Origin of the sequence: Collinsella aerofaciens (genome assembly GCF_015555045.1) — a bacterium.
Lineage (GTDB): Bacteria > Actinomycetota > Coriobacteriia > Coriobacteriales > Coriobacteriaceae > Collinsella > Collinsella aerofaciens_W.
Window position 1 is genome coordinate 13103 of sequence record NZ_JADNJQ010000013.1, and the last position, 19693, is coordinate 32795.

Consider the following 19693-nt stretch of genomic DNA (forward strand, 5'->3'; position numbering starts at 1 on the left):
ATGGCAGACGTCAAGAAAATCGCCACGCGCGTAAGCTACGGCGAGGCCCTCGTCGAGCTCGCCAACGAGCACGATGACTTTGTGGTCCTCGACGCCGACCTGGCCGCCGCCACGCAGACCGGCAAGTTCAAGGCCGCCTGCCCCGATCGTTTCTTCGATGTGGGCATTGCCGAGAGCAACCTGATGGGCGTCGCCGCCGGTATCGCGACCACCGGTCGCGTCGCCTTCGCGAGCACCTTTGCCATGTTCGCCGCCGGCCGCGCTTTTGAGCAGGTCCGTAACTCCATCGGCTACCCGCACCTCAACGTTAAGATTGGTGCCACGCACGCCGGTATCTCGGTGGGCGAGGACGGCGCCACGCACCAGTGCTGCGAGGATATCGCCCTGATGCGCGTCATCCCTGGCATGACTGTGATCGTTCCTGCCGACGACGTCGAGGCCCGCGCGGTGACGCGCGCCGCCTACGAGTGCGACGGTCCGGTGTACATGCGTTTCGCCCGCTTGGCCTCGCCGGTTATTAACGACCCCGAGACCTACAAGTTCGAGTTGGGTAAGGGTATTGTCATGCGCGAGGGCGCCGATGTGACCATCATCGCCTGCGGCCTGATGGTCGGCGAGGCTCTCGAGGCCGCCGAGCAGCTCGCTGCCGAGGGCATCGACGCCGAGGTCATCAACATGCACACCATCAAGCCCATCGATGCCGACCTGATTGTCAAGAGCGCCACCAAGACCGGCCACGTCGTGACCGTCGAGGAGCACTCTGTGATCGGTGGCCTGGGCAGCGCCGTTGCCGACGTCCTGTGCGAGCAGTGCCCGACGCCGCTCAAGAAGATCGGCGTCAACGACACCTTCGGTGAGTCCGGCCCGGGCGCCGAGCTCCTACACAAGTACGGCCTGGACGCCGCCAACATCGTGACGACCACCAAAGAGTTCTTGGCCTAGGACAAGACGAGGCAAAGTATCGCCTCAACAACCACATACAAGCCAGAACAGGGGCGTCCCCAAAGAGGACGCCCCTGTTTTTTCGGCAACAAACAAAACAGGCCCGCACCAAGCAAGGGCTTCCTCTGGGAAACGGGCCCATCCCAGCCAAGTGCAATTCAGCCGCCAAGCATAGCGCTGCTGCACCCAAATAAAACGCAGCGACCCCTTAGTTACCGCAGGCCGGGCACAGGGTTACTCTCCAAATCTTTCCGCAGGACGGAGGAGCCCCCGCCGCGCGAAGCGCGCAGCGGGGGCTCCGACATGTCCGAGGACGATTTGGAGAGTAACCCTGTGCCCGGCCGACGGGATCCCTAAGCACGCCATGCTTCTTATGTGCAGCAAAGCTAATGCTGCTAAAATACTAAGCGCTCATGTAGTTTAAACGCACGACGATAAGGAGCACCAGTGGGTAACCACTTCCGTACCTCCGGTGCGGGCGATGATGCCCCCAAGACGCAGGCAGGCGTCCAGGGCAGTCGTTTCGCCACTCCGGATTCAGAGGGCCAGCCTGTTGCTCAGGCCCCCGCTCAGCCGGCAGATCAGGCACAGCCGGCATCCGATCCCTTTGCCTACAATCCAACCAGCGATGTCGCGCTTTCCGGCGCGGCGGGTTTTGAGCCCGTTCAGGCCGTGACCGCTCGCGTGGAGCAGCCTCAGGCTGGCGCCGCCACGCCGCAGCCTACCATGGCCGGCATTCCCGACCCCATGGCCCCTGCGACGCCGGCTCCTCAGCCTGCGCAGTCCGGTCTCTTTGCCGCTATTCCCGACCCCACGCAGCCTGCTGCCCCGGTGGTCGAGAGCGATCAGGCCGCCGAGGTCGCAAGCCTCGATAACGCGCTCAACAACCCCGATTTTACGTCGGTGTTTGCGCCCATCGATCCCCAGGCCAGCCGCAAGAAGATGGCCAAGCAGGCCGGTGTCGAGCCCGTCATCCTTATGGAGCATGTCACCAAGATCTATCCGGCACAGCCCAACAAGCCTGCACTCGACGACATCAACATCGAGATCTATCCGGGCGAGTTCGTCTTCCTGGTCGGTCACTCCGGCTCGGGTAAGACCACGCTGCTGTCGACGCTCAACCGTGACGTCAAGCCGACGAGCGGTCGCATCCTGGTTGCCGGTCAGGACCTCATGAAGATCAAGAACCGCAAGGTTCCGTTCCTGCGCCGCCAGATTGGCGCCGTGTTCCAGGACTTTAAGCTTCTGCCGCAAAAAACCGCCTACGAAAACGTGGCGTTTGCCCTGCAGTGCATCGGCAAGCCCAAGGGCGTCATTCGCAGCCAGGTGCCCGAGGTGCTGCGTCTGGTCGGTCTGGCCGATCAGATGGACTCGCTGCCCGACCAGCTTTCCGGTGGCGAGCAGCAGCGCGTTGCCGTCGCCCGCGCTATGGTCAACCGTCCGCCGCTGCTGATCTGCGACGAGCCGACGGGCAACCTCGACCCGGCGATCTCGCTGGGAATCATGAAGCTGCTCGAGCGTATTAACCGCACCGGCACCACCGTGATCGTCGCCACGCACGACCGCGAGATGGTCGATAGCATGCACCGTCGCGTGATCGCCCTCGAGGGCGGCCACGTTATCCGCGACCAGGAGAGGGGAGGTTACGGCAACTATGGCACCAACTAACGTGGGCTACTCCTTCAAAGAGGCAATCAGCCACTTCTTCCGTAACTGGACTACCTCGCTCGGCGCCGTCATCACGATCTTCCTTTCGCTGTTTATCATCGGCCTGTTCATCATGGGCTCCGCGATGCTGAACTCCGTGATCGGCACCGTCGAGGATCAGGTTGTCATCAACGCGTTCATTAGCGATGACGCCGATCAGGCAGACATCCAGGCCTTTGAGGCCGAGCTCAAGACGTGGAGCAACGTCAAGTCCGTGACCTATAAGGATAAGGACGACGCGCTGGCCGAGTACACGAGCAAGATGTCGGGTAACGCCGACGCCACCATGAGCGCGCTCGACGGCCAGAACCCGCTGCCCGCCTCGTTTGCGATTGAGATGGACGATCCGTCTCAGGTCGAGAGCACGGCCAAGAAGCTCAAGAAGGATGCCGATTTCCAGAAGATCGCGGATGACGGCGACGTCAACGCGAGCGTGCTGTACGGCCAGGAGGAAGTGAGCCGCCTGTTCCAGGTGACCAACTACATCCGCATCGCCGCCGTGGTGCTCGTTGGCCTTCTGACCTTTATCGCATTCATCTTCATCAACAACACGATTCGCCTGTCCATTACGGCGCGTCGTCGTGAGATTGCGATTATGCGTCTGGTCGGCGCCAGCAACGGCTTCATTCGTGGCCCGTTTATCACCGAGGGCGTACTGCAGGCCATTTTGGGCTCGCTGCTTTCCATCGGCGTTCTGGAGCTGCTGCGCAATCTGATGATTCCGCGTTTGCAGGAGAGCATCGGCTGGATGTCGTTTGCCCTGCCGATGCAGTACTACCTGGTGACCTATGCTGCGCTGATTCTGGTCGGCGTGATTATCGGCCTCTTTGGTTCTGCCATCGCCATGCGTCGCTACCTGCGCGTGTAGGCATGCCTGGAATTCATCCCTTCCAACGGGTCGTCTCTTATGGGGCGGCCCGTTTTTTGATCCCTAGGGGACGGCAGGAAAGCGAATCATTTGGGTAGACTCTTTGGAGTTCGCAATCGATAGTTAGGAGGCGCCATGGGGCGCAATAACAAGCATAAGCGTGGAGCTCGCAATAAGCGCGGGCCGGTGCGCAGCGAACGCCGTCCGAGCCTGACCGGGCGCGTGCAGCTCCATGAGCACAGTGCCTATGTCATAACCGAGAATGGCGACTACAAGGTCATGGGTCGCGGCAAGCGTGAGATCATGGACGGCGATACCGTTGCCGTGAGCATTAAGAATAGCCCGCATGGCGAGCGTCGCGCCGTGATCGAGGGCGTAGTTGAGCGCGCAGCCATAAGCGTGGTGGGTACGTACCAGACCGCCGGTCCGCTCGGTGTGATCGAGCCGCTCGATTCGCGCTTGAAGGCCGACTTCTTCATTTTGCCCGAGGATACCTCGGCGGATCGTCTGGGTGTCCACCCGGGTGATGCCGTTGTCGCGCGCATTTTGACCTACCCGACGCGCCTGGAATCGGGCACCGTGACGATCGAACGCCGCATTGGCGGAGATGACGCGCCCGATTTGGGCGTTCAATATGTGATGGCGCGTTACGGCTATACCGATGGCTATCCCGAGACCGCGCTAGACGAGGCCGAGGGGCTTTCGCTCGATGTGTCCGCGGCGCTTAAGGACCCGCTCCGCCGCGATCTGCGCGACCGCTTTGTCATCACGATCGACCCGGTCGACGCGCGCGACTTTGACGATGCCATTTCGCTGGAGCGCACGCCCGAGGGTGGCTACAAGCTGGGTGTGCATATCGCCGACGTTTCACACTATGTGGCTTGGGACGGGCATATCGATCTTGAGGCTCGCCATCGTACGACATCGGTGTATCTGGCCGATCGCGTGCTTCCCATGCTGCCCGAACGCCTGTCCTGTGACCTGTGCTCGCTTCGCCCTGACGAGGACCGTCTTGCGTTTACCGTCGATATCGAGCTCGATGAGCGGGGTCGCGTGCGGCATTACGATCCGTACCCCAGCGTGATTCGCTCGCGTGTGCGTATGGACTATGACGGCGCCGAGGCGCTGCTGGTGCGTGCCGGTGCGGTTGAGTATTCGGTGCTGGAGGGTGCGGCCGAGGATGTTGCGGCTGCCGAGGCCTCGCGCGAGGAAGCGCTTGAGCGCGGTCTTGCGTGCGAGGAGACCGCCCGCGGCTACAACATCGACCTCGGCGATTTCCTTGTCGCCGCCAACGAACTCGCCGAACTCCGCCGTCGTATTCGTCGCGCCCGCGGCTCAGTCGATTTTGACACGGCCGAGATTCGCGCTCTATTGGATGAGGGCGGAGTGCCCGTGCAGATTGTGGCGCGTGAGCGTTCGTGTGCCACGTCGCTTATCGAGGAAGCCATGCTGCTCGCCAACGAGTGCGTTGCAGAGTGGCTGGCGGACCGTGATATCGAGGCCTGCTATCGCGTGCATGAGGATCCGAGCCCCGATAGCCTGCACGGTGCCGCCGTTGCGCTGGCGCAGCTAGGCATCATCGACGATCGCCGTGCTGCCGGTATTGCCCTGGGGAGTCCCGATGAGCTGCAGGCCGCAGTCGATGCTGCCGCCGGTACGGCCAACGCACCGCTCGTCAACATGCTGCTTCTGCGCAGCATGCAGCGCGCGCTGTACAAGCCGCGCAACGAGGGCCACTTTGCGCTCGCCGCGCCGTGCTACTGTCACTTTACGAGTCCCATCCGTCGCTACCCCGATCTGGTGGTGCACCGCGTGCTCAAACTGCAGTTGGCCTACGAGCAGCTCGGCGGCAAGGACGCCTTGGTCCGTACGCCGCGGCTGATCGGCAAGGGGCGCGAGTCGCTGCCGCGCATTCTGCCGCAGATCTGCCGCGCATGCAGCGATGCCGAGCGCGCGGCAGATGCCGCCAGCCATGCGACACAAAAGATCAAGATTGCCCAGTACTATGAGGACCGTCTGGGCGAGCGCTATGCCGGAACCGTCTCGTGGGTTAGCAGCATGGGCCTCTTTGTGCGCTTGGATCTAACGCAGGTCGAAGGCTTGATTTCGATCAAGAGCCTGGGCAACGAGTGGTTCGAGTTCGACGAGGACGCGCTTACGCTGACGGGCGCCGACACGGGGACTCGTTACGAGCTGGGGCAGCGCGTGATTGTCGAGGTCTCGCGCGTCAATACCACGCGTGGGCACTTGGACTTTAAGCTTATCCATTAGCCAAATCCCGACTCATGGTGGGGGAGCGGAGGGCGGCCTTTCGGGACCGCCCTTCGCATTTGAATCGTGGCTACCTTGCCGTCTGCTCGGCCGACCGCTTACCTGCTATTTGAGAGGTAGAACCTACCAAAATAAACCTGTCCCTTTTTGGCAGGTTTACAAGAAAGCAGGGATGAGATGGCGACGGTGTACGGTTATGCGCGGGTGAGTTCGCGCGATCAGAATCTTAATCGGCAGCTGGATGCGCTGGGCGCCTATGGCGTGGGCTCGGCGAATATTTATGCCGACCATGCGAGCGGCAAGGACTTCGATCGACCGCGTTATCGCGAGCTGCTGCACGTTCTGGGAGACGGGGACGTGCTGGTGGTGCTTTCTATCGACCGACTTGGTCGTAATTACTCCGAGATTCTTGAGGAATGGCGACGCATTACCAAGGAGCTCGGGGTTGCCATTGTGGTGTTGGACATGCCATTGCTTGACACGCGCGCCAGGGCCAGCGGCGCGCCGGATGTGACCAACACCCTGATTGCCGATATTGTGCTGCAACTGCTGAGCTACGTGGCGCAGGTGGAGCGCGAGAATATCCATCGGCGCCAGGCGGAGGGAATTGCAGCGGCGCGGGCGCGAGGGGTTCGTTTCGGTCGACCTCGCAAGCCGTGCCCTCCTCAGTTTGAGCTGGTGCGCGATAGCTATGAGGCGGGCGATATTACCCGCAGCCAGGCAGCAAAGTGCCTGGGCGTGTGCGTGGGGACGTTCGATCGCTGGATGCGCGAGGCGGGGTAGGGGTTTGCGTCGCTTTGTCGCTTCCTGTTGCGATTCAAATTTTGATACGGTGACGATGTCATTTGGGGCTACACTCGCTCATATTTAAAAAGACGGAGGTTGGCCTTTGGCGCACATGAAGAAAATAATCGGGTGGACCGCGATCGCTCTGTTCGCCGCAACGCTGGCGGGCATCTGGGTGCTGACGGAGCAAAACGCAGTGCAGACGTCGTTGCTGAGCGAGTCCACCGCGCGCGTGGTGGAGGGTCAGGCTGCGAGCGTTCAGGCTACCGGCATCACGGGTGAAACTCAGGCGGGGGACGGCATGACTGAGAGTACCAATCCGGCTGCCTCGACGGTCCAGCCTGGTCGACTTGCTTCCATTCGCATGTGGGTAGGCGCAAACGTCCGTCGCGTCGCCCATACCGTAGAGTTTTTCTTCGTCGGATTGTTCGCCTCGGTGATCGTGGTCTGCTTTTCCAGGCGTCCATGGAGTGTGTGTTCCCGTTGCGTGCCTGTGTTTCTCTTTTGCGCTGCCTGCTCCGTTGGCGACCAGGTGCATAAGATCTTTGTTCCCGGCAGGCATTTCGACGTTATCGATTTAGGATTCGATGCTGCGGGCTATGTCACCGCCATGCTGTTGGTATTGCTGGCAGCGGCGTTGGTGCGCCATGTGACTCGGCCGATCGGCGCCCATGCGAGGCGCTAGCCTTAAGACGAGACATCGCGACTGCCTATGCTTCGACATTGACTACCATAACGGCTGCAATCGCGAGTGGTCGTCGATGTGCAGTTTTCCAGACACCTGTTTTCTCTAAGAAAGGAAATCCCATGGCGGTATTGTTTGTTGAATATCCCAAGTGCTCGACCTGTAAGAAGGCCAAGGCATGGCTGGACGAACATGGGGTAGAGTATATCGACCGCGATATCGTTTTGGACAATCCCACGGCTGATGAGCTTGCGACCTGGATTGCTCGTTCGGGGCTGCCGGTGCGGCGCTTCTTTAATTCGTCGGGCATGAAATATCGAGAGCTGGGCCTGAAGGCGCGTCTGGATGCGGGCATGACGGATCAGGAGTGCTACGAGCTGCTGGCGACCGACGGCATGCTGGTCAAGCGTCCGCTGCTGGTGGGCGACGACTTTGCGATTCCCGGGTTTAAGGAAGCGGCCTGGACCGAGGTGCTGCTGTAGTGGCTGCGGAAAGTGCGTCCCGTTTTGAGCTCGGATTCCGGGACGCAGTTTCCGGTTGAAGGGGCTAGCGGAAACCGTATCCCAGTTTGAGCGCGAAATCCGGGATACGGTTTCCGTTTGGGGCCTCTAGGGGAAAGCGCGTCCCGTTCTGGACGTAAATTCCGGGATGAGCTTTCCGGTTGGCGGGCATGCGCACTATCCCGGCTGGCGGGCATATGCGCTAATCCTCAAGCTGTGCCCATTCGTGCGGATCGTAGACCTTTACGTGCTTGTTGGGCTTGCCGCTCCAGTACTCTTCGTCCATAAAGGGCAGATATGCCTGAATACCGGGGCAGATAAAGGGAATCCGCTGCTGTTGCAGTCGCTCACGCTGGCGCTGCTCCAGGTGTGCCTCGGATGTGACGGTCGGCATACCGGACAGCTCGACGAGGCTTGCCTGGATTCGCTTAAGGTCGGGGAGTCCCGCGTGCCATGACATCCGCATGATCAAAAAGGATGCACGGCGGTATTTTGCCTGCATCACCGTGATGGCGGGGCGCAGTGTGGGATGGATTTTGTCCCGTTCGGGCCAAAGGTCAGCAGTGATCTCGAGGCCCAGGGTCTCCCATAGGTAATCAAGCTCTTCGTCCATGGTGCCTCGATATCTACGTGATCATTGATACTTCGATTGTGTTGCCTGGTGCTATCGTTTTCACGGTAGAATCTGCCAACGGTTGACGGCTACCGCTCGCGGCGTTTTGCCCTTCGTGTACAGCGGTTGGCTTCACAGGTCCTTCACGGGTTGGACTAAATTAGGCCAATTTGACTGAATTTCAAAAAAGTCAAAATTGGGGCTTGCGTCACGGCGAGACTTCCCGTATATTTCTTTCTTGCGCAAAGGCACAGCCGAGCGCAGCGATGCAGTCATTGGGATGTCGTCTAATGGCAGGACAGCGGATTCTGGTTCCGTCAATGGGGGTTCGACTCCCTCCATCCCAGCCATTGCATTTGCTACATATGGCCCGTTCGTCTAGCGGTTTAGGACGCCGCCCTCTCAAGGCGGAGATCACCAGTTCGAATCTGGTACGGGCTACCAAAATTGAACTCCCGGGCCTCGCAAGAGACCCGGGTTTTGTGTATTGACCGATGTTTAAGGCGCGTTGAGTCTGCCGCCTGGACCGAGGAGTTGTCATGGACCTGCCCATCAGCTTGCAAGACATCACGTATGCCGAGAACTATCTGGCGCAGGGCGACCTGGCTACGGCGACGCCGCTGCTGGAGCGTCTGGTGGAGCTCGCCGAGGAGTATATCGACGCTGAGTGCAAGACGGAGGAGAAGCGCCAATACTTTAGCTTCGATAGCAAGTTTGAGCGCTTGGCCTATCGCCGCGTGGAGAAGGATCCGCGCGAGCTCGTGCAGGTCGAGGTGCCGTTTGACCGCCTGTACTCTGACATGGCGTTTGCCTACATTCGCCAGCAGGATTATGTGAGTGCTCGCAACGCCTTGATGCAGGCCGTGCGCTGGGACCCCATGAACTGCAACTACCGCCTGGATCTGGCCGAGCTGTTTCGTGCACTCGAGGACAAACAGGAGTGGGCCTCGCTTTCGTTTTCGGTACTAGAGCGTGCGAGCGACGGCAAGTGCGCCGCCCGCGCCTACGCCAACTTGGGCCAGTATTTCCTTGAGCCCGAGACCGAGAACGTCTCGGCGGCCGTGGGCTGCGCGCGTCTGGCGCTGCGCTTGGCCCCTGGTGATGCGCATACGACGCGCCTGCTCAACAAGATCCATACTGCCTATCCCGATGCCGCCGAGGAGAGCGACGAGCACGTGATGGGTGAGTTGGCGTTGCAGGGCGTGCCGACCTTGCCTTCGGCCGAGATTGCCATTTGCCTGATCATGTGTGCGACTGACGCTGCGAGCGACGGCGACAAGCAGGAGGCTACGCGCCTGACGGTCCGCGCCCGCGACCTGGTGGGTGAGGAGGCATGCGCGGCGATCATTAAGCTGGTACGCGAGAGCGATGCCGAGCTCAACGCCGAGCGCAAGGCAAAGCGCGCAGACGCCGACAAGGGAGCCGACGGCGTCAAGGAGGCCGGCGATGCCCAGTAAGCGCGAACGCAAGCTCATTTCAAAGAATCGCTCGGCGCATCACGAGTACTTTATTGACGAGACGTTCGAATGCGGCATTGAGCTGAGCGGTACCGAGGTCAAGTCGATTCGCGAGCGCGCGTGCCAGATTACCGATACCTTTGCACTGATTCGTGGCGGCGAGTGTTGGCTGGTGGGCCTGCATATTCATCCTTACAGCCACGGCGGTGTGTGGAACCGCGACCCCGATCGCCGTCGTCGTCTGCTGCTGCACCGCAAGGAGATTGACTTTCTCGACGGTAAACTACGTAATCGCGGCTATGCCCTGGTGCCGCTGGAACTCTACTTTAATACCGACGGCCGCGTAAAGCTGCTGTTGGGCCTGGGTCGCGGTAAGAAGCTCTACGACAAACGCGAGGACATGGCCAAGCGCGACGTTCAGCGCGAAATCGATCGCGCGCTGAAGGAGCGTAATCGCTAGGAGCTCTGTATAAGTTGCGGTGGAATGCGGACTGTTTTGCCTGTTTGAGGGGCTATTCAGTCCCTATTTCACCGCAACTGCGGGCGTTCCATCTCGCTTACTGTTCTGACACATATGTCTCAAAGGCGGCGTCCGGTATGGACGTCGCCTTTTTTGTGGGTACATACATCCATGAGGTTCCAACCCGGGTTAGGGGAGTGGTCGTTATGGACAAAACTGCGTTCTTTACGATGCCGAGCGGCCTGTATGTGGTGAGTGCTGCGGCCGACGGGCTACGTGCCGGCTGCGTCATCAACACGGCGGTGCAGGTGACGTCCGCGCCGCCGCGCATTTCGGTTGCCGTGAACAAGGAAAATGTCACGTCTGGTGTTATCTCGTCTGCCAAGGCCTTTGCACTGACCGTGATCGATCAGACGGCCGATATGCTCTATATCGGCAACTTTGGCTTCCGCACCAGCAGCGATTATGACAAGTTTGCCAAGTACGAGACCCGTGAGACCGCTCTGGGCATGCCCTATGTTCCCGAGCATGCGGCGGCCTTGTTTAGCTGCCGTTTGATCGACACTGTAGATGTTGGCACGCATCTACTGTTTATCGGCGAGGTCGAGGATGCCGAGCGCCTGAGCGACGAGACGCCGCTCACCTACGATTACTACCATAAGGTCCTGAAGGGCAAGACGCCTCCGAAGGCGTCCTCGTATCAAGGGTAGAAATGTGGGAAAATTACTTGCATTATATTATTGAGAATATATACTAATAAGCAAGTACACCAGCAGTCACGTTCGAGAGGAGAACATCATGGCTGAGGAGAAGAAGACGTATAAGTTCGTGTGCATCGTTTGCGGTTACGAGGTTGAGGTCGACACGCCCGAGCTGCCCGAGGACTACGTGTGCCCGATTTGCGGCGTCGGTCCCGATCAGTTTGAGCTCGTCGAGGAGTAACTCGCAGACACACGACTTGCAGCAACACATAGCTCTGTCCAAGGGTCCCGGTCGGATATTCCGGCCGGGACCCTTTTCCTCCGTCCCCAAGGGATTACGGCTGCCGTTAGCCGATCCTGTCTGTCGTGAGTCCAGCCGACCGTTTGTCTTAATCTGTAACATCTAACAGTGAAAACGGGGTCTACGTGTTACAGATTGAGACAAACGGAGCTATCCCTCGGAATAATCTCGATCTGTAACATCTAGACCCGCTTTTGATGTCTAGATGTTACAGATCGAGACGTTTGCCTGGTTAGGTGCCCCGTCTCATTACATCCCTGTCAACAACACGACATCGAGAATCGTCACGATGGCGCCGATCCCTACGAGCAGCGCGTTGAGCGGGCGCGAGTTGGTGTATTTGCCCATGACGCGGGGCGAACTGGTGAGTCGTATGAGCACAAAGACCGTAATTGGCAGCTGAAGCGACAGCAGCGCCTGACTCCAAATGAGACCCTCAAAAGGATTCGGGATGACCAGGCACGCCGCCACTGAGCCGACGAAACAGGCCGCCGCCCCGATCGAGGAATGTCGGTCGTGGATGTCGTATTCCTCGTCGAACATGCCCGCGGTGATGGTGCCCGCCGCCATGCCCGCCGTCACACTACTCGATATGCCCGCAAACAGCAGTGCCACCGCAAAGATGGTCGAGCTTGCCGGGCCCAGAATGGGGGAGAGTGTGGCCGCTGCGACGGCGAGGTCGTCTACGACCATGCCGTGCGCAAAGAAGGTCGTTGCGGCCAGGATGACCATGGCCGAGTTGATTGCCCAGCCCACGCCCATCGAAAAGAGCGTGTCGAAGAGCTCATAGTGCAGACGCTCTTCGATAACCTGCTCGCCTTGGCCTTCGAAGTGCATGGATTGGATGACCTCGGAGTGCAGGAAAAGGTTGTGGGGCATAACGACCGCACCCAGGACGCTCACGATAATCGCGGCCGAGCCGGTGGGCATACTGGGTGTGATCCAGCTTGTGGCGGCTTGCGGCCAGTCGACCTTGACTAGTGCAAGCTCGGCCAAAAATGAGAGCCCTACCACGCCTACAAAGGCGATGATCCAGCGTTCGGCGCGTTTGTAGGAGCTTGTCATGAGCATGGCAATCGATGCCGCCGCCACGATGATGCAGCCGGCGCGTACGGGCAGGCCAAAGAGCATTTGAAGCGCGATCGCACCGCCCAGGACTTCGGCCATGGCGGTGGCGACCGTGGCTAGATACGCGCTGCCGAGTATCGCACGCCCGACGAGGCGGGGCAGGTGGCGCGTCGTGGCCTCGGCGAGACACATGCCCGTGGCGATGCCCAAGTGTGCCGCGTTGTGCTGCAGCACGATGAGCATGATCGTGGACAGCGTGACGATCCACAGCAGCGCGTAGCCAAACTGCGAGCCGGCGGCCATATTGGAGGCCCAATTGCCCGGGTCGATAAAGCCGACGGTCACGAACAGTCCGGGGCCGATATGCCGCGCGATGTCGAGTCCTTCGTGGCCACCGGTGCGCGGGGAGCCAAAGTGATGTTTGAGATGGTTAAGCATGGTGCGCTCCTGCGTGTCGTTTGCTTGACGCCGTAAAGGGTACCCGTTTTAGGCTCAAAAGTTAGCCATGCCTAATAAAATTGTTGTATTTGAATGGGATGGTGAAAGGGGGCTGCCGAAATGTCTTGATCTGTAACAACTAGGGATGGAAATTGGGTCTAGGTGTTACAGATCAAGACAGGAAGAAATGGTCCTATGGAATATCTCGATCTGTAACAGCTGACCGCCAAAACCGGCCCTCCGTGTTACAGATTGAGACATTCGGAGCCGTCTCTCAATAACGTCTCAATCTGTAACAGCTAGTCATCGAAATTGGGTCTTCCTGTTACAGATTGAGATGTTTGAAGTGGTGAGCTTACGGGCCGAACCTGGGGCTTTTGTTGTCGTCCTTGAGGTCGGCGGTGTCCACTCGTAGGGCGCGCGTTACGCGATTGTTTCGAAACGGGCGGGAAACACAACGGGCCGGCGATGCTCCTAGTATGCCTAGTCAACTGACTGTCTAAATATCTAGGGGAGGATCGCGATGCAGGCAGATTCCGCTCAGCAGCAGGGCCTTTATCGCCCCGAATTCGACCACGATGCATGTGGCATCGGCGCGCTTGCCGATATCAACGGCGAACGCCATCACCAGATTCTGGACGATGCGCTGTCCATTCTGGTCAACTTGGAGCACCGCGGTGGCACGGGACTCGAGAAGAACACCGGCGACGGCGCTGGCATCCTGTTCCAGGTTCCGCATCACTTTTTCCGTAAAGAGGCTCAAAAGTGCGGCCAGATTCTGCCGGCAGAGGGCGACTATGGCGTGGCCATGCTGTTCTTTCCGCAGGACGACAAGGGCGTAGAGGATGCCCGTCGCGTGTTTGAGGAGGGCTGCGCCGAGGCCGGCGTGCCGCTGCTCTTTTGGCGCGAGGTGCCGGTCGACCCGCACGACCTGGGTGAGACGGCCCGCGCCTGCATGCCTACCATCCTGCAGGCCTTCCTGGGCCGTCCGGACGACACGCCCGCCGGCGATGCCTTTGAGCGTCGCCTGTATGTGTGCCGCCGCACCATCGAGAAGAAGGCCGATGCCGAGTTTGCCCTGCGCGACAAGATCTTCTACGTGTGCTCCATGAGCTCGCGCACCATCGTGTACAAGGGCATGCTTGTGGCCACGCAGATGCGTCGCTTCTTCATCGACCTCAACGATGCCGCCGTCAAGACGGCCGTGGCGCTCGTCCACTCGCGCTACTCCACCAACACCACGCCCAGCTGGGAGCGCGCGCACCCCAACCGTTTTATCATCCACAACGGCGAGATCAACACCCTCAAGGGCAACGTCAACTGGATCCGCGCCCGCGAGCCCAACCTGTACAGCCCCGTGCTGCAGCACGATCTTGAGCGCGTGATGCCCATCATCAACCGCGAGGGCTCCGATTCCGCGATTCTGGACAATGTGCTCGAGTTTTTGGTCATGAACGGTCGTCCGCTTACGCGTGCCGCGTCCATGCTGCTGCCCGAGCCGTGGGACCACAACGACAGTCTGAGCGAGGAGCGCCGCGCCTACGACGCATACCAGTCCATGCTCATGGAGCCGTGGGACGGCCCGGCGGCCATCGCCTTTACCGACGGTCGCACGCTGGGTGCTGCTCTCGACCGCAACGGCCTGCGTCCCGCCCGCTACTATGTGACGCGCGACGGTCGCTTTATGCTGGCAAGCGAGGTGGGCACCATCGAGGTGAGCCCCGAGAACATCCTGACGAGCGGCTGCCTGGGACCGGGCCAGATGCTCGAGGTCGACTTTGCCCGCGGGCGCGTCATCTACAACGACGAGCTTCGCGCCCGTTACGCCAAGGAAAAGCCCTACCGTGATTGGATTGCCGAGGAGACGCTGACCGTTGCCGCGCTCGATGAGCCCGTTGCGGCAACGCCCGCCGAGGACGCCGAGGTGCCCGCCGCCGTGCGCATGGCCAAGCTCGGCTACCACTGGGATGACGTCGACGAGGTCGTGTGTCCCATGGCCCAGCAGGGCAAGGCCCCGCTCGCCTCGATGGGCATCGACGCACCGTTGGCTTGCCTGTCCAAGAAGACGCGCTCGTTCTTTGACTACTTCTATCAGCTGTTCGCCCAGGTTACGAATCCGCCGATTGATGCTCTGCGCGAGCACATGGTGACTTCGACCACGCTCTATCTGGGCAACCACGGCAACCTGCTCGAGGACTCCCGCACGGCCTGCCAGCTGGTGCGCTTGGAGCGCCCGTTGCTCAACGAGGAGGAGTTCGACTGCATCTGCGCCATCGACCGCGTGGGCTTTAAGACCCGTCGCTTCCGTGCCGTCTACCGCCGCGATGCCGGCGAGGGCGCGCTGCAGGCTACGCTCAAGCAGCTTGCCGAGGACGTTGAGGCCGCGGTCCGCGACGGCGTGAACATCGTGGTGCTGAGCGATCGTGCCGCTGCGGGCGAGGTGCCCGTGCCGTCGCTGCTCGCCGTGGGCTGCGTGCACAACCACCTGATCCGCGCCGGCGTTCGTACCTTTGCCGACATCGTAGTGGAGTGCGGCGACGCCGTGTCCCCGCACGACTTTGCGGCGCTGGTGGGCTACTCCGCGAGCGGCATCTATCCGTACAACGCACATGCGTGCATCCGCGATCTGGCGGCGCGCGGCGATCTGGGCGTGACGGCCGAGCAGGGCATCGCCAACTATAACAAGGCCGCGACGGCGGGCATCGTCTCCATCATGTCCAAGATGGGCATCTCCACGGTGCAGAGCTACCATTCGGCGCAGATCTTCGAGGCCGTGGGCTTTACGCCGGAGTTCGTCAACGCGTACTTCGCCGGCACGGTGAGCCGTGTGGGCGGTATGGGTGTCGAGGACGTCGAGCGCGAGCAGAATGAACGCTATGACGCCGCGCTCGCCATCCTTAAGAGCCCGGCTCTCGATCAGCTGCCCACACTGGGTCTGACCAAGTGGCGCCCGCTCGGTGGCGAGGATCACCTGATTGACCCCCAGACCGTCTACCTGCTGCAGACCGCTTGCCGTGAGGACAGCTACGACACCTTTAAGGAGTACAGCACCCGCCTGCATCGCACCGGCCGCGCCGTGCGCCTGCGCGACCTGCTGGACTTTGATGCCAGCGACCGCACGCCGGTTTCGCTCGACGAGGTGGAGCCCGCGCTCAACATCGTCCGCCGCTTTAACACCGGCGCCATGTCGTACGGTTCCATCAGCAAAGAGGCGCACGAGTGCATGGCCATCGCCATGAACCGCCTGCACGGCCGTTCCAACTCCGGCGAGGGCGGCGAGGATCCGCGCCGCGAGACCCCGCTGGCTAACGGTGACTCCAAGAACTCCGCCATCAAGCAGGTGGCAAGCGCGCGCTTTGGCGTGACGAGCCGCTACCTGTGCAGCGCCTTCGAGATTCAGATCAAGATGGCCCAGGGCGCCAAGCCCGGCGAGGGCGGCCACCTGCCCGGCAAGAAGGTCTACCCCTGGATCGCCGAGGTCCGTCAGTCCACGCCCGGCATCGGCCTGATCTCGCCTCCGCCGCACCACGACATCTACTCCATCGAGGACCTGGCAGAGCTGATCTTCGATCTTAAGAACGCCAACCCCGGTGCGCGCGTGTCGGTCAAGCTGGTCAGCGAGGCCGGCGTCGGCACCATCGCCACCGGTGTGGCCAAGGGTGCCGCCGACAAGATCTTGATCAGTGGCCACAATGGCGGCTCGGGTGCCGCTGCGCGCGACTCTATCTGGCACGCGGGTCTGCCGCTGGAGCTTGGCCTTGCCGAGGCCCAGCAGACGCTGCTGCAAAACGGCCTGCGCTCGCGTGTAGTGCTCGAGGCCGACGGCAAGCTCATGGACGGCACCGACGTCGCTGTCGCCTGCCTGTTGGGCGCCGAGGAGTTTGGCTTTGCGACCATGCCGCTCATCTCCATGGGCTGCCTCATGCAGCGCGACTGCCAGCAGGATACCTGCCCGGCCGGCATCGCTACGCAAAACTGCCGCCTGCGTCGCGGCTTCCGCGGCAAGCCAGAGCACGTCGAGCACTTTATGCTCTTTGTTGCCGAGCAGCTGCGCGAGGTCATGGCGAGCCTGGGCTTCCGCACGGTCGACGAGATGGTCGGCCATCCCGAGTGCTTGCGCCAGATCGAGGTCCCGGGCAACCGCAAGGCTAACCTGCTGGATCTGTCGCCCGTGCTGGCGAGCGCGACCTGTGAGTTTGGTGCCCACATCTCGGGTGCCGACGGCCGTCACTTCCTGCCCCAGATGGCTGCGGACAGCGAGCTCGACAAGACGCTCGACTCCACGTTGTTTGTGCCCTACACGGCCGATGCCCGTGCGCACCTGCGTCCGATTCGCTTCCGCGCCGATATCGCCAACGTCAACCGCTGCGTGGGCACCATCTTGGGCAACGCGGTGACCAAGGCGCATCCCGAGGGCCTGCCCGCCGGCTCCATCACTATCGATTGCGACGGTTCGGCCGGTCAGAGCTTTGGCGCCTTCCTGCCGCGCGGCATTACGCTCAACGTGTGCGGCGACGCCAACGACTACTTTGGCAAGGGCCTTTCGGGCGGCGAGGTGTCGGTGCGCCCCAACCCGCATGCGACCTACAAGTTCGATGAGAACATCATCGTGGGCAACGTTGCGTTCTTTGGCGCCACGAGCGGCTGCGGCTTCATTAACGGCCTGGCAGGCCAGCGCTTTGGCGTACGCAACTCCGGTGCCACGGTGGTGGTCGAGGGCTGCGGCAACCATGGCTGCGAGTACATGACGGGTGGTCTGGCGCTCATCCTGGGCGAGGTCGGGCAGAACTTCGCCGCCGGCATGACGGGTGGCGTGGCCTATGTCTTTGACCAGTACGGCACGCTCGATGCCCGTGTGAACCACGAGAGCGTTGAGCTCAAGGCCCCGACGGCCGGCGAGCTGGCGCAGATTCGTGCACTCATCCAGGAGCACGTGGACGCGACGCAGAGCCCGCGCGGCATTAAGTTGCTCTACAGCTTTGAGACGATGAGCAAACACTTTGTGAAGGTCATTCCGACCGAGTACGAGCGCGTGCTGGCGATTGTCGCGGCGGGCGAGGCTGCCGGTAAGACGCATGCGCAGGCAGAGGAGCTGGCGTTTGACATTGTGACCGGTCGCGCGAGCGCCGCGGATGTCGCTCGCTTCGATGTCGCGGGTGCTGCGTTCGTGGCTGCCAGCTCTGTTGCTTCGACCAAGAAGGAGGCGTAAGTGCCATGGGTAAGCCCGGTGCTTTTCTTGATATCGATCGCGTGACTCACGAGCTTCGCCCCGTGGAGGAGCGCAGCCATGATTTTGATCCGCTGTACGTGGAGCTCGATGACGATGCACGCCGCGACCAGGCGAGCCGCTGCATGATGTGCGGTGTGGCGTTTTGCCAGATGGGCGCGAGCTTTGGCAAGGCGCGCCCGAGTGGCTGTCCGCTGCACAACCTGATTCCCGAGTGGAACGAGCTGGTGTACCGCGGCCGTTGGGACGAGGCTGCCGAGCGTCTGTCGCTCACCTCGCCCATGCCCGAGTTCACGAGTCGCGTGTGCCCGGCGCTGTGCGAGGCCGCGTGCAACCTGGGCTCGGTCGACGGCCAGCCCACGACGATTCACGATAACGAGCGCGCGATCAGCGACCACGAATGGGCAAACGGTGGCCCGCGTCGCTTTGAACCGGCAGGGGAGGACGCGCCCTCGGTCGCCGTGGTTGGTTCCGGTCCTGCTGGTCTGGTGGCAGCATGGGAGCTCGCCCGTCGTGGCGCTCGCGTGACGGTGTTTGAGCGCGACGACCGCCCGGGCGGTTTGCTCATGTACGGCATTCCCAACATGAAGCTCGAGAAGTCCGTGGTCGAGCGTCGCGTGGCGCTCATGCGCGAGCTGGGTATTGTGTTTGAGCTGGGTGCCGATGTGACGGACCCTGCGGTGGCAGCCAAGCTCGATGGCTTTGAAGCTGTCGTAGTGGCTGCTGGTGCACGTGCGCCCCGCGGTCTTTCGGCTACGAATGTGGATGCCCCAGGCGTGGTGTATGCCGTGGACTATCTGACGGCTTCGACCGTCTCGGTGCTCGATGGCGGTGAGCCCGCGGTGAACGCGCGCGGCCTGGACGTTGTGGTCATTGGCGGCGGCGATACCGGCAACGACTGCGTGGGTACCGCGGTGCGCCAGGGTGCGCGTAGCGTGCGCCAGTTTGAGTTCTTGCCGGCCGCGCCCGATAAGCGCGCGGCGAGCAACCCTTGGCCGCAGTGGCCCAACGTTAAGAAGACCGACTACGGTCAGCAGGAGGCTATCGCTGCCATGGGCGGCGAGATGCGTGCCTGGGGCGTGGATACGCTCGAGGTGCTGCTGGACAAGAAGGGCGCGGCAGCGGGCCTGCGCGTGGTCGATCTGGATTGGTCGGCCGGCAAGCCCGAACGCATTGCGGGCTCCGAGCACGAGGTGCCGGCGCAGCTGGTGCTCATCGCCTGTGGCTTTACGGGCCCGGAGCACAGCGTGTTCGATGCCGTCGACGTACCTGTTGCCACGGCGGGCCGTCCGTTGCCCGTGATGGTTTCCGAGGGCTCGCACCTTGCGGCCCGCGTGGATGGCATTGCTGCGGATGCCGCGCCGGTGTATGTGGCCGGCGATGCCCGCAACGGCAGCTCGCTCGTGGTGAGCGCCATGGCCGATGCCCTCGCCTGCGCCGCCGAGGTTGCCGAGACCTTGGGGCTGTAAGGCAATCATTCAAGACCGTTCCCAACGACTAGTCATTGGGGACGGTCTTCTTTTGTCTAGTCGTTGGGGACACCCCTTAACGTCTGACTGCTCATTTGCTGACGTGCAGGCTTGCGACGCCTTGCTGTTTTTGTGATGGCTGCGGCTGGCAAGCTCAAAATCTCTGTATATTTTGCCTATGTTTAACTGGGGTTTTGTCT

Annotated in this window: 15 protein-coding genes and 2 tRNA genes; 15 read left to right on the plus strand and 2 right to left on the minus strand. The window is 61.4% G+C overall.

Translation table 11 applies throughout. The features are described from left to right. From I2E45_RS05800 to I2E45_RS05830, 7 genes are all read left to right on the plus strand, one after another. Positions 1 to 942, plus strand: coding sequence for a transketolase family protein (locus I2E45_RS05800; RefSeq protein ID WP_195444914.1), 942 nt, complete (start codon positions 1 to 3; stop codon positions 940 to 942). A gap of 447 nt (positions 943 to 1389) precedes the next feature. Further along, positions 1390 to 2610: a cell division ATP-binding protein FtsE gene (ftsE, locus tag I2E45_RS05805; RefSeq protein WP_040359244.1), complete on the plus strand. Its 1221-nt coding sequence runs from the start codon at positions 1390 to 1392 to the stop codon at positions 2608 to 2610. Then, positions 2597 to 3517, plus strand: coding sequence for a permease-like cell division protein FtsX (gene ftsX, locus I2E45_RS05810; protein WP_138340404.1), 921 nt, complete (start codon positions 2597 to 2599; stop codon positions 3515 to 3517). The genes ftsE and ftsX overlap by 14 nt, the downstream gene beginning before the upstream one ends. A gap of 135 nt (positions 3518 to 3652) precedes the next feature. Beyond that, the gene (locus tag I2E45_RS05815) at positions 3653 to 5788 is read left to right on the plus strand and encodes a ribonuclease R family protein (RefSeq protein ID WP_195444916.1); all 2136 of its coding nucleotides are present in this window, start codon (positions 3653 to 3655) and stop codon (positions 5786 to 5788) included. A gap of 177 nt (positions 5789 to 5965) precedes the next feature. Continuing rightward, positions 5966 to 6571 (plus strand): recombinase family protein, encoded by a 606-nt coding sequence (locus tag I2E45_RS05820; RefSeq protein ID WP_055310347.1) that lies wholly within the window; start codon positions 5966 to 5968, stop codon positions 6569 to 6571. A 115-nt stretch (positions 6572 to 6686) separates the two neighbouring features. Continuing rightward, positions 6687 to 7259 (plus strand): VanZ family protein, encoded by a 573-nt coding sequence (locus I2E45_RS05825; protein WP_229058857.1) that lies wholly within the window; start codon positions 6687 to 6689, stop codon positions 7257 to 7259. Positions 7260 to 7381: 122 nt separating this feature from the next. Continuing rightward, complete coding sequence (locus I2E45_RS05830; protein ID WP_195444922.1) at positions 7382 to 7741, plus strand: arsenate reductase family protein; 360 nt, start codon at positions 7382 to 7384, stop codon at positions 7739 to 7741. A 220-nt stretch (positions 7742 to 7961) separates the two neighbouring features. Here the strand turns inward: I2E45_RS05830 and I2E45_RS05835 are convergent, their stop codons facing one another. Then, positions 7962 to 8372 (minus strand): hypothetical protein, encoded by a 411-nt coding sequence (locus I2E45_RS05835; RefSeq protein ID WP_195444925.1) that lies wholly within the window; start codon positions 8370 to 8372, stop codon positions 7962 to 7964. A 276-nt stretch (positions 8373 to 8648) separates the two neighbouring features. On the opposite strand from I2E45_RS05835, the gene I2E45_RS05840 reads away from it, so the two are divergent. The 6 genes from I2E45_RS05840 (at position 8649) to I2E45_RS05865 (ending at position 11231) form a co-directional block, all read left to right on the plus strand. Continuing rightward, positions 8649 to 8722, plus strand: a tRNA-Gln gene (locus I2E45_RS05840). Positions 8723 to 8739: 17 nt separating this feature from the next. After that, positions 8740 to 8816: transfer RNA gene (locus I2E45_RS05845), tRNA-Glu, on the plus strand. Between the two features lie 95 nt (positions 8817 to 8911). After that, positions 8912 to 9829 carry a tetratricopeptide repeat protein gene (locus I2E45_RS05850; protein WP_195444928.1) on the plus strand — a complete coding sequence of 306 codons (918 nt, stop codon included), beginning with the start codon at positions 8912 to 8914 and terminating at the stop codon, positions 9827 to 9829. After that, positions 9819 to 10289, plus strand: a complete 471-nt coding sequence (gene smpB, locus I2E45_RS05855; RefSeq protein ID WP_006235325.1) for an SsrA-binding protein SmpB — start codon at positions 9819 to 9821, stop codon at positions 10287 to 10289. Before I2E45_RS05850 ends, smpB begins: the two co-directional genes overlap by 11 nt. A gap of 206 nt (positions 10290 to 10495) precedes the next feature. Beyond that, positions 10496 to 10999, plus strand: coding sequence for a flavin reductase family protein (locus I2E45_RS05860; RefSeq protein WP_195444932.1), 504 nt, complete (start codon positions 10496 to 10498; stop codon positions 10997 to 10999). An 88-nt stretch (positions 11000 to 11087) separates the two neighbouring features. Then, positions 11088 to 11231 (plus strand): rubredoxin-like domain-containing protein, encoded by a 144-nt coding sequence (locus I2E45_RS05865; protein ID WP_195444934.1) that lies wholly within the window; start codon positions 11088 to 11090, stop codon positions 11229 to 11231. 309 nt (positions 11232 to 11540) lie between these two features. Here the strand turns inward: I2E45_RS05865 and I2E45_RS05870 are convergent, their stop codons facing one another. Beyond that, the gene (locus I2E45_RS05870) at positions 11541 to 12797 is read right to left on the minus strand and encodes an Nramp family divalent metal transporter (protein WP_195444937.1); all 1257 of its coding nucleotides are present in this window, start codon (positions 12795 to 12797) and stop codon (positions 11541 to 11543) included. Positions 12798 to 13320: 523 nt separating this feature from the next. Here I2E45_RS05870 and gltB point away from each other — a divergent pair. Both gltB and I2E45_RS05880 read left to right on the plus strand, forming a co-directional pair. Beyond that, entirely contained in the window at positions 13321 to 18006 is a 4686-nt protein-coding gene (gltB, locus tag I2E45_RS05875) for a glutamate synthase large subunit (RefSeq protein ID WP_195444939.1), read from the plus strand. Positions 18007 to 18011: 5 nt separating this feature from the next. Then, positions 18012 to 19493 (plus strand): glutamate synthase subunit beta, encoded by a 1482-nt coding sequence (locus I2E45_RS05880; RefSeq protein ID WP_195444942.1) that lies wholly within the window; start codon positions 18012 to 18014, stop codon positions 19491 to 19493. Positions 19494 to 19693: the final 200 nt, after the last annotated feature.

Coding starts and splice junctions, on each gene's coding strand:
- I2E45_RS05880 (WP_195444942.1), top strand. CDS start 18,012: ATGGGTAAGCCCGGTGCTTTTCTTGATATCGATCGCGTGACTCACGAG.
- ftsX (WP_138340404.1), top strand. CDS start 2,597: ATGGCACCAACTAACGTGGGCTACTCCTTCAAAGAGGCAATCAGCCAC.
- I2E45_RS05815 (WP_195444916.1), top strand. CDS start 3,653: ATGGGGCGCAATAACAAGCATAAGCGTGGAGCTCGCAATAAGCGCGGG.
- I2E45_RS05835 (WP_195444925.1), bottom strand. CDS start 8,372: ATGGACGAAGAGCTTGATTACCTATGGGAGACCCTGGGCCTCGAGATC.
- I2E45_RS05870 (WP_195444937.1), bottom strand. CDS start 12,797: ATGCTTAACCATCTCAAACATCACTTTGGCTCCCCGCGCACCGGTGGC.
- gltB (WP_195444939.1), top strand. CDS start 13,321: ATGCAGGCAGATTCCGCTCAGCAGCAGGGCCTTTATCGCCCCGAATTC.
- I2E45_RS05825 (WP_229058857.1), top strand. CDS start 6,687: ATGAAGAAAATAATCGGGTGGACCGCGATCGCTCTGTTCGCCGCAACG.
- I2E45_RS05820 (WP_055310347.1), top strand. CDS start 5,966: ATGGCGACGGTGTACGGTTATGCGCGGGTGAGTTCGCGCGATCAGAAT.
- I2E45_RS05800 (WP_195444914.1), top strand. CDS start 1: ATGGCAGACGTCAAGAAAATCGCCACGCGCGTAAGCTACGGCGAGGCC.
- smpB (WP_006235325.1), top strand. CDS start 9,819: ATGCCCAGTAAGCGCGAACGCAAGCTCATTTCAAAGAATCGCTCGGCG.
- I2E45_RS05865 (WP_195444934.1), top strand. CDS start 11,088: ATGGCTGAGGAGAAGAAGACGTATAAGTTCGTGTGCATCGTTTGCGGT.
- I2E45_RS05850 (WP_195444928.1), top strand. CDS start 8,912: ATGGACCTGCCCATCAGCTTGCAAGACATCACGTATGCCGAGAACTAT.
- I2E45_RS05830 (WP_195444922.1), top strand. CDS start 7,382: ATGGCGGTATTGTTTGTTGAATATCCCAAGTGCTCGACCTGTAAGAAG.
- I2E45_RS05860 (WP_195444932.1), top strand. CDS start 10,496: ATGGACAAAACTGCGTTCTTTACGATGCCGAGCGGCCTGTATGTGGTG.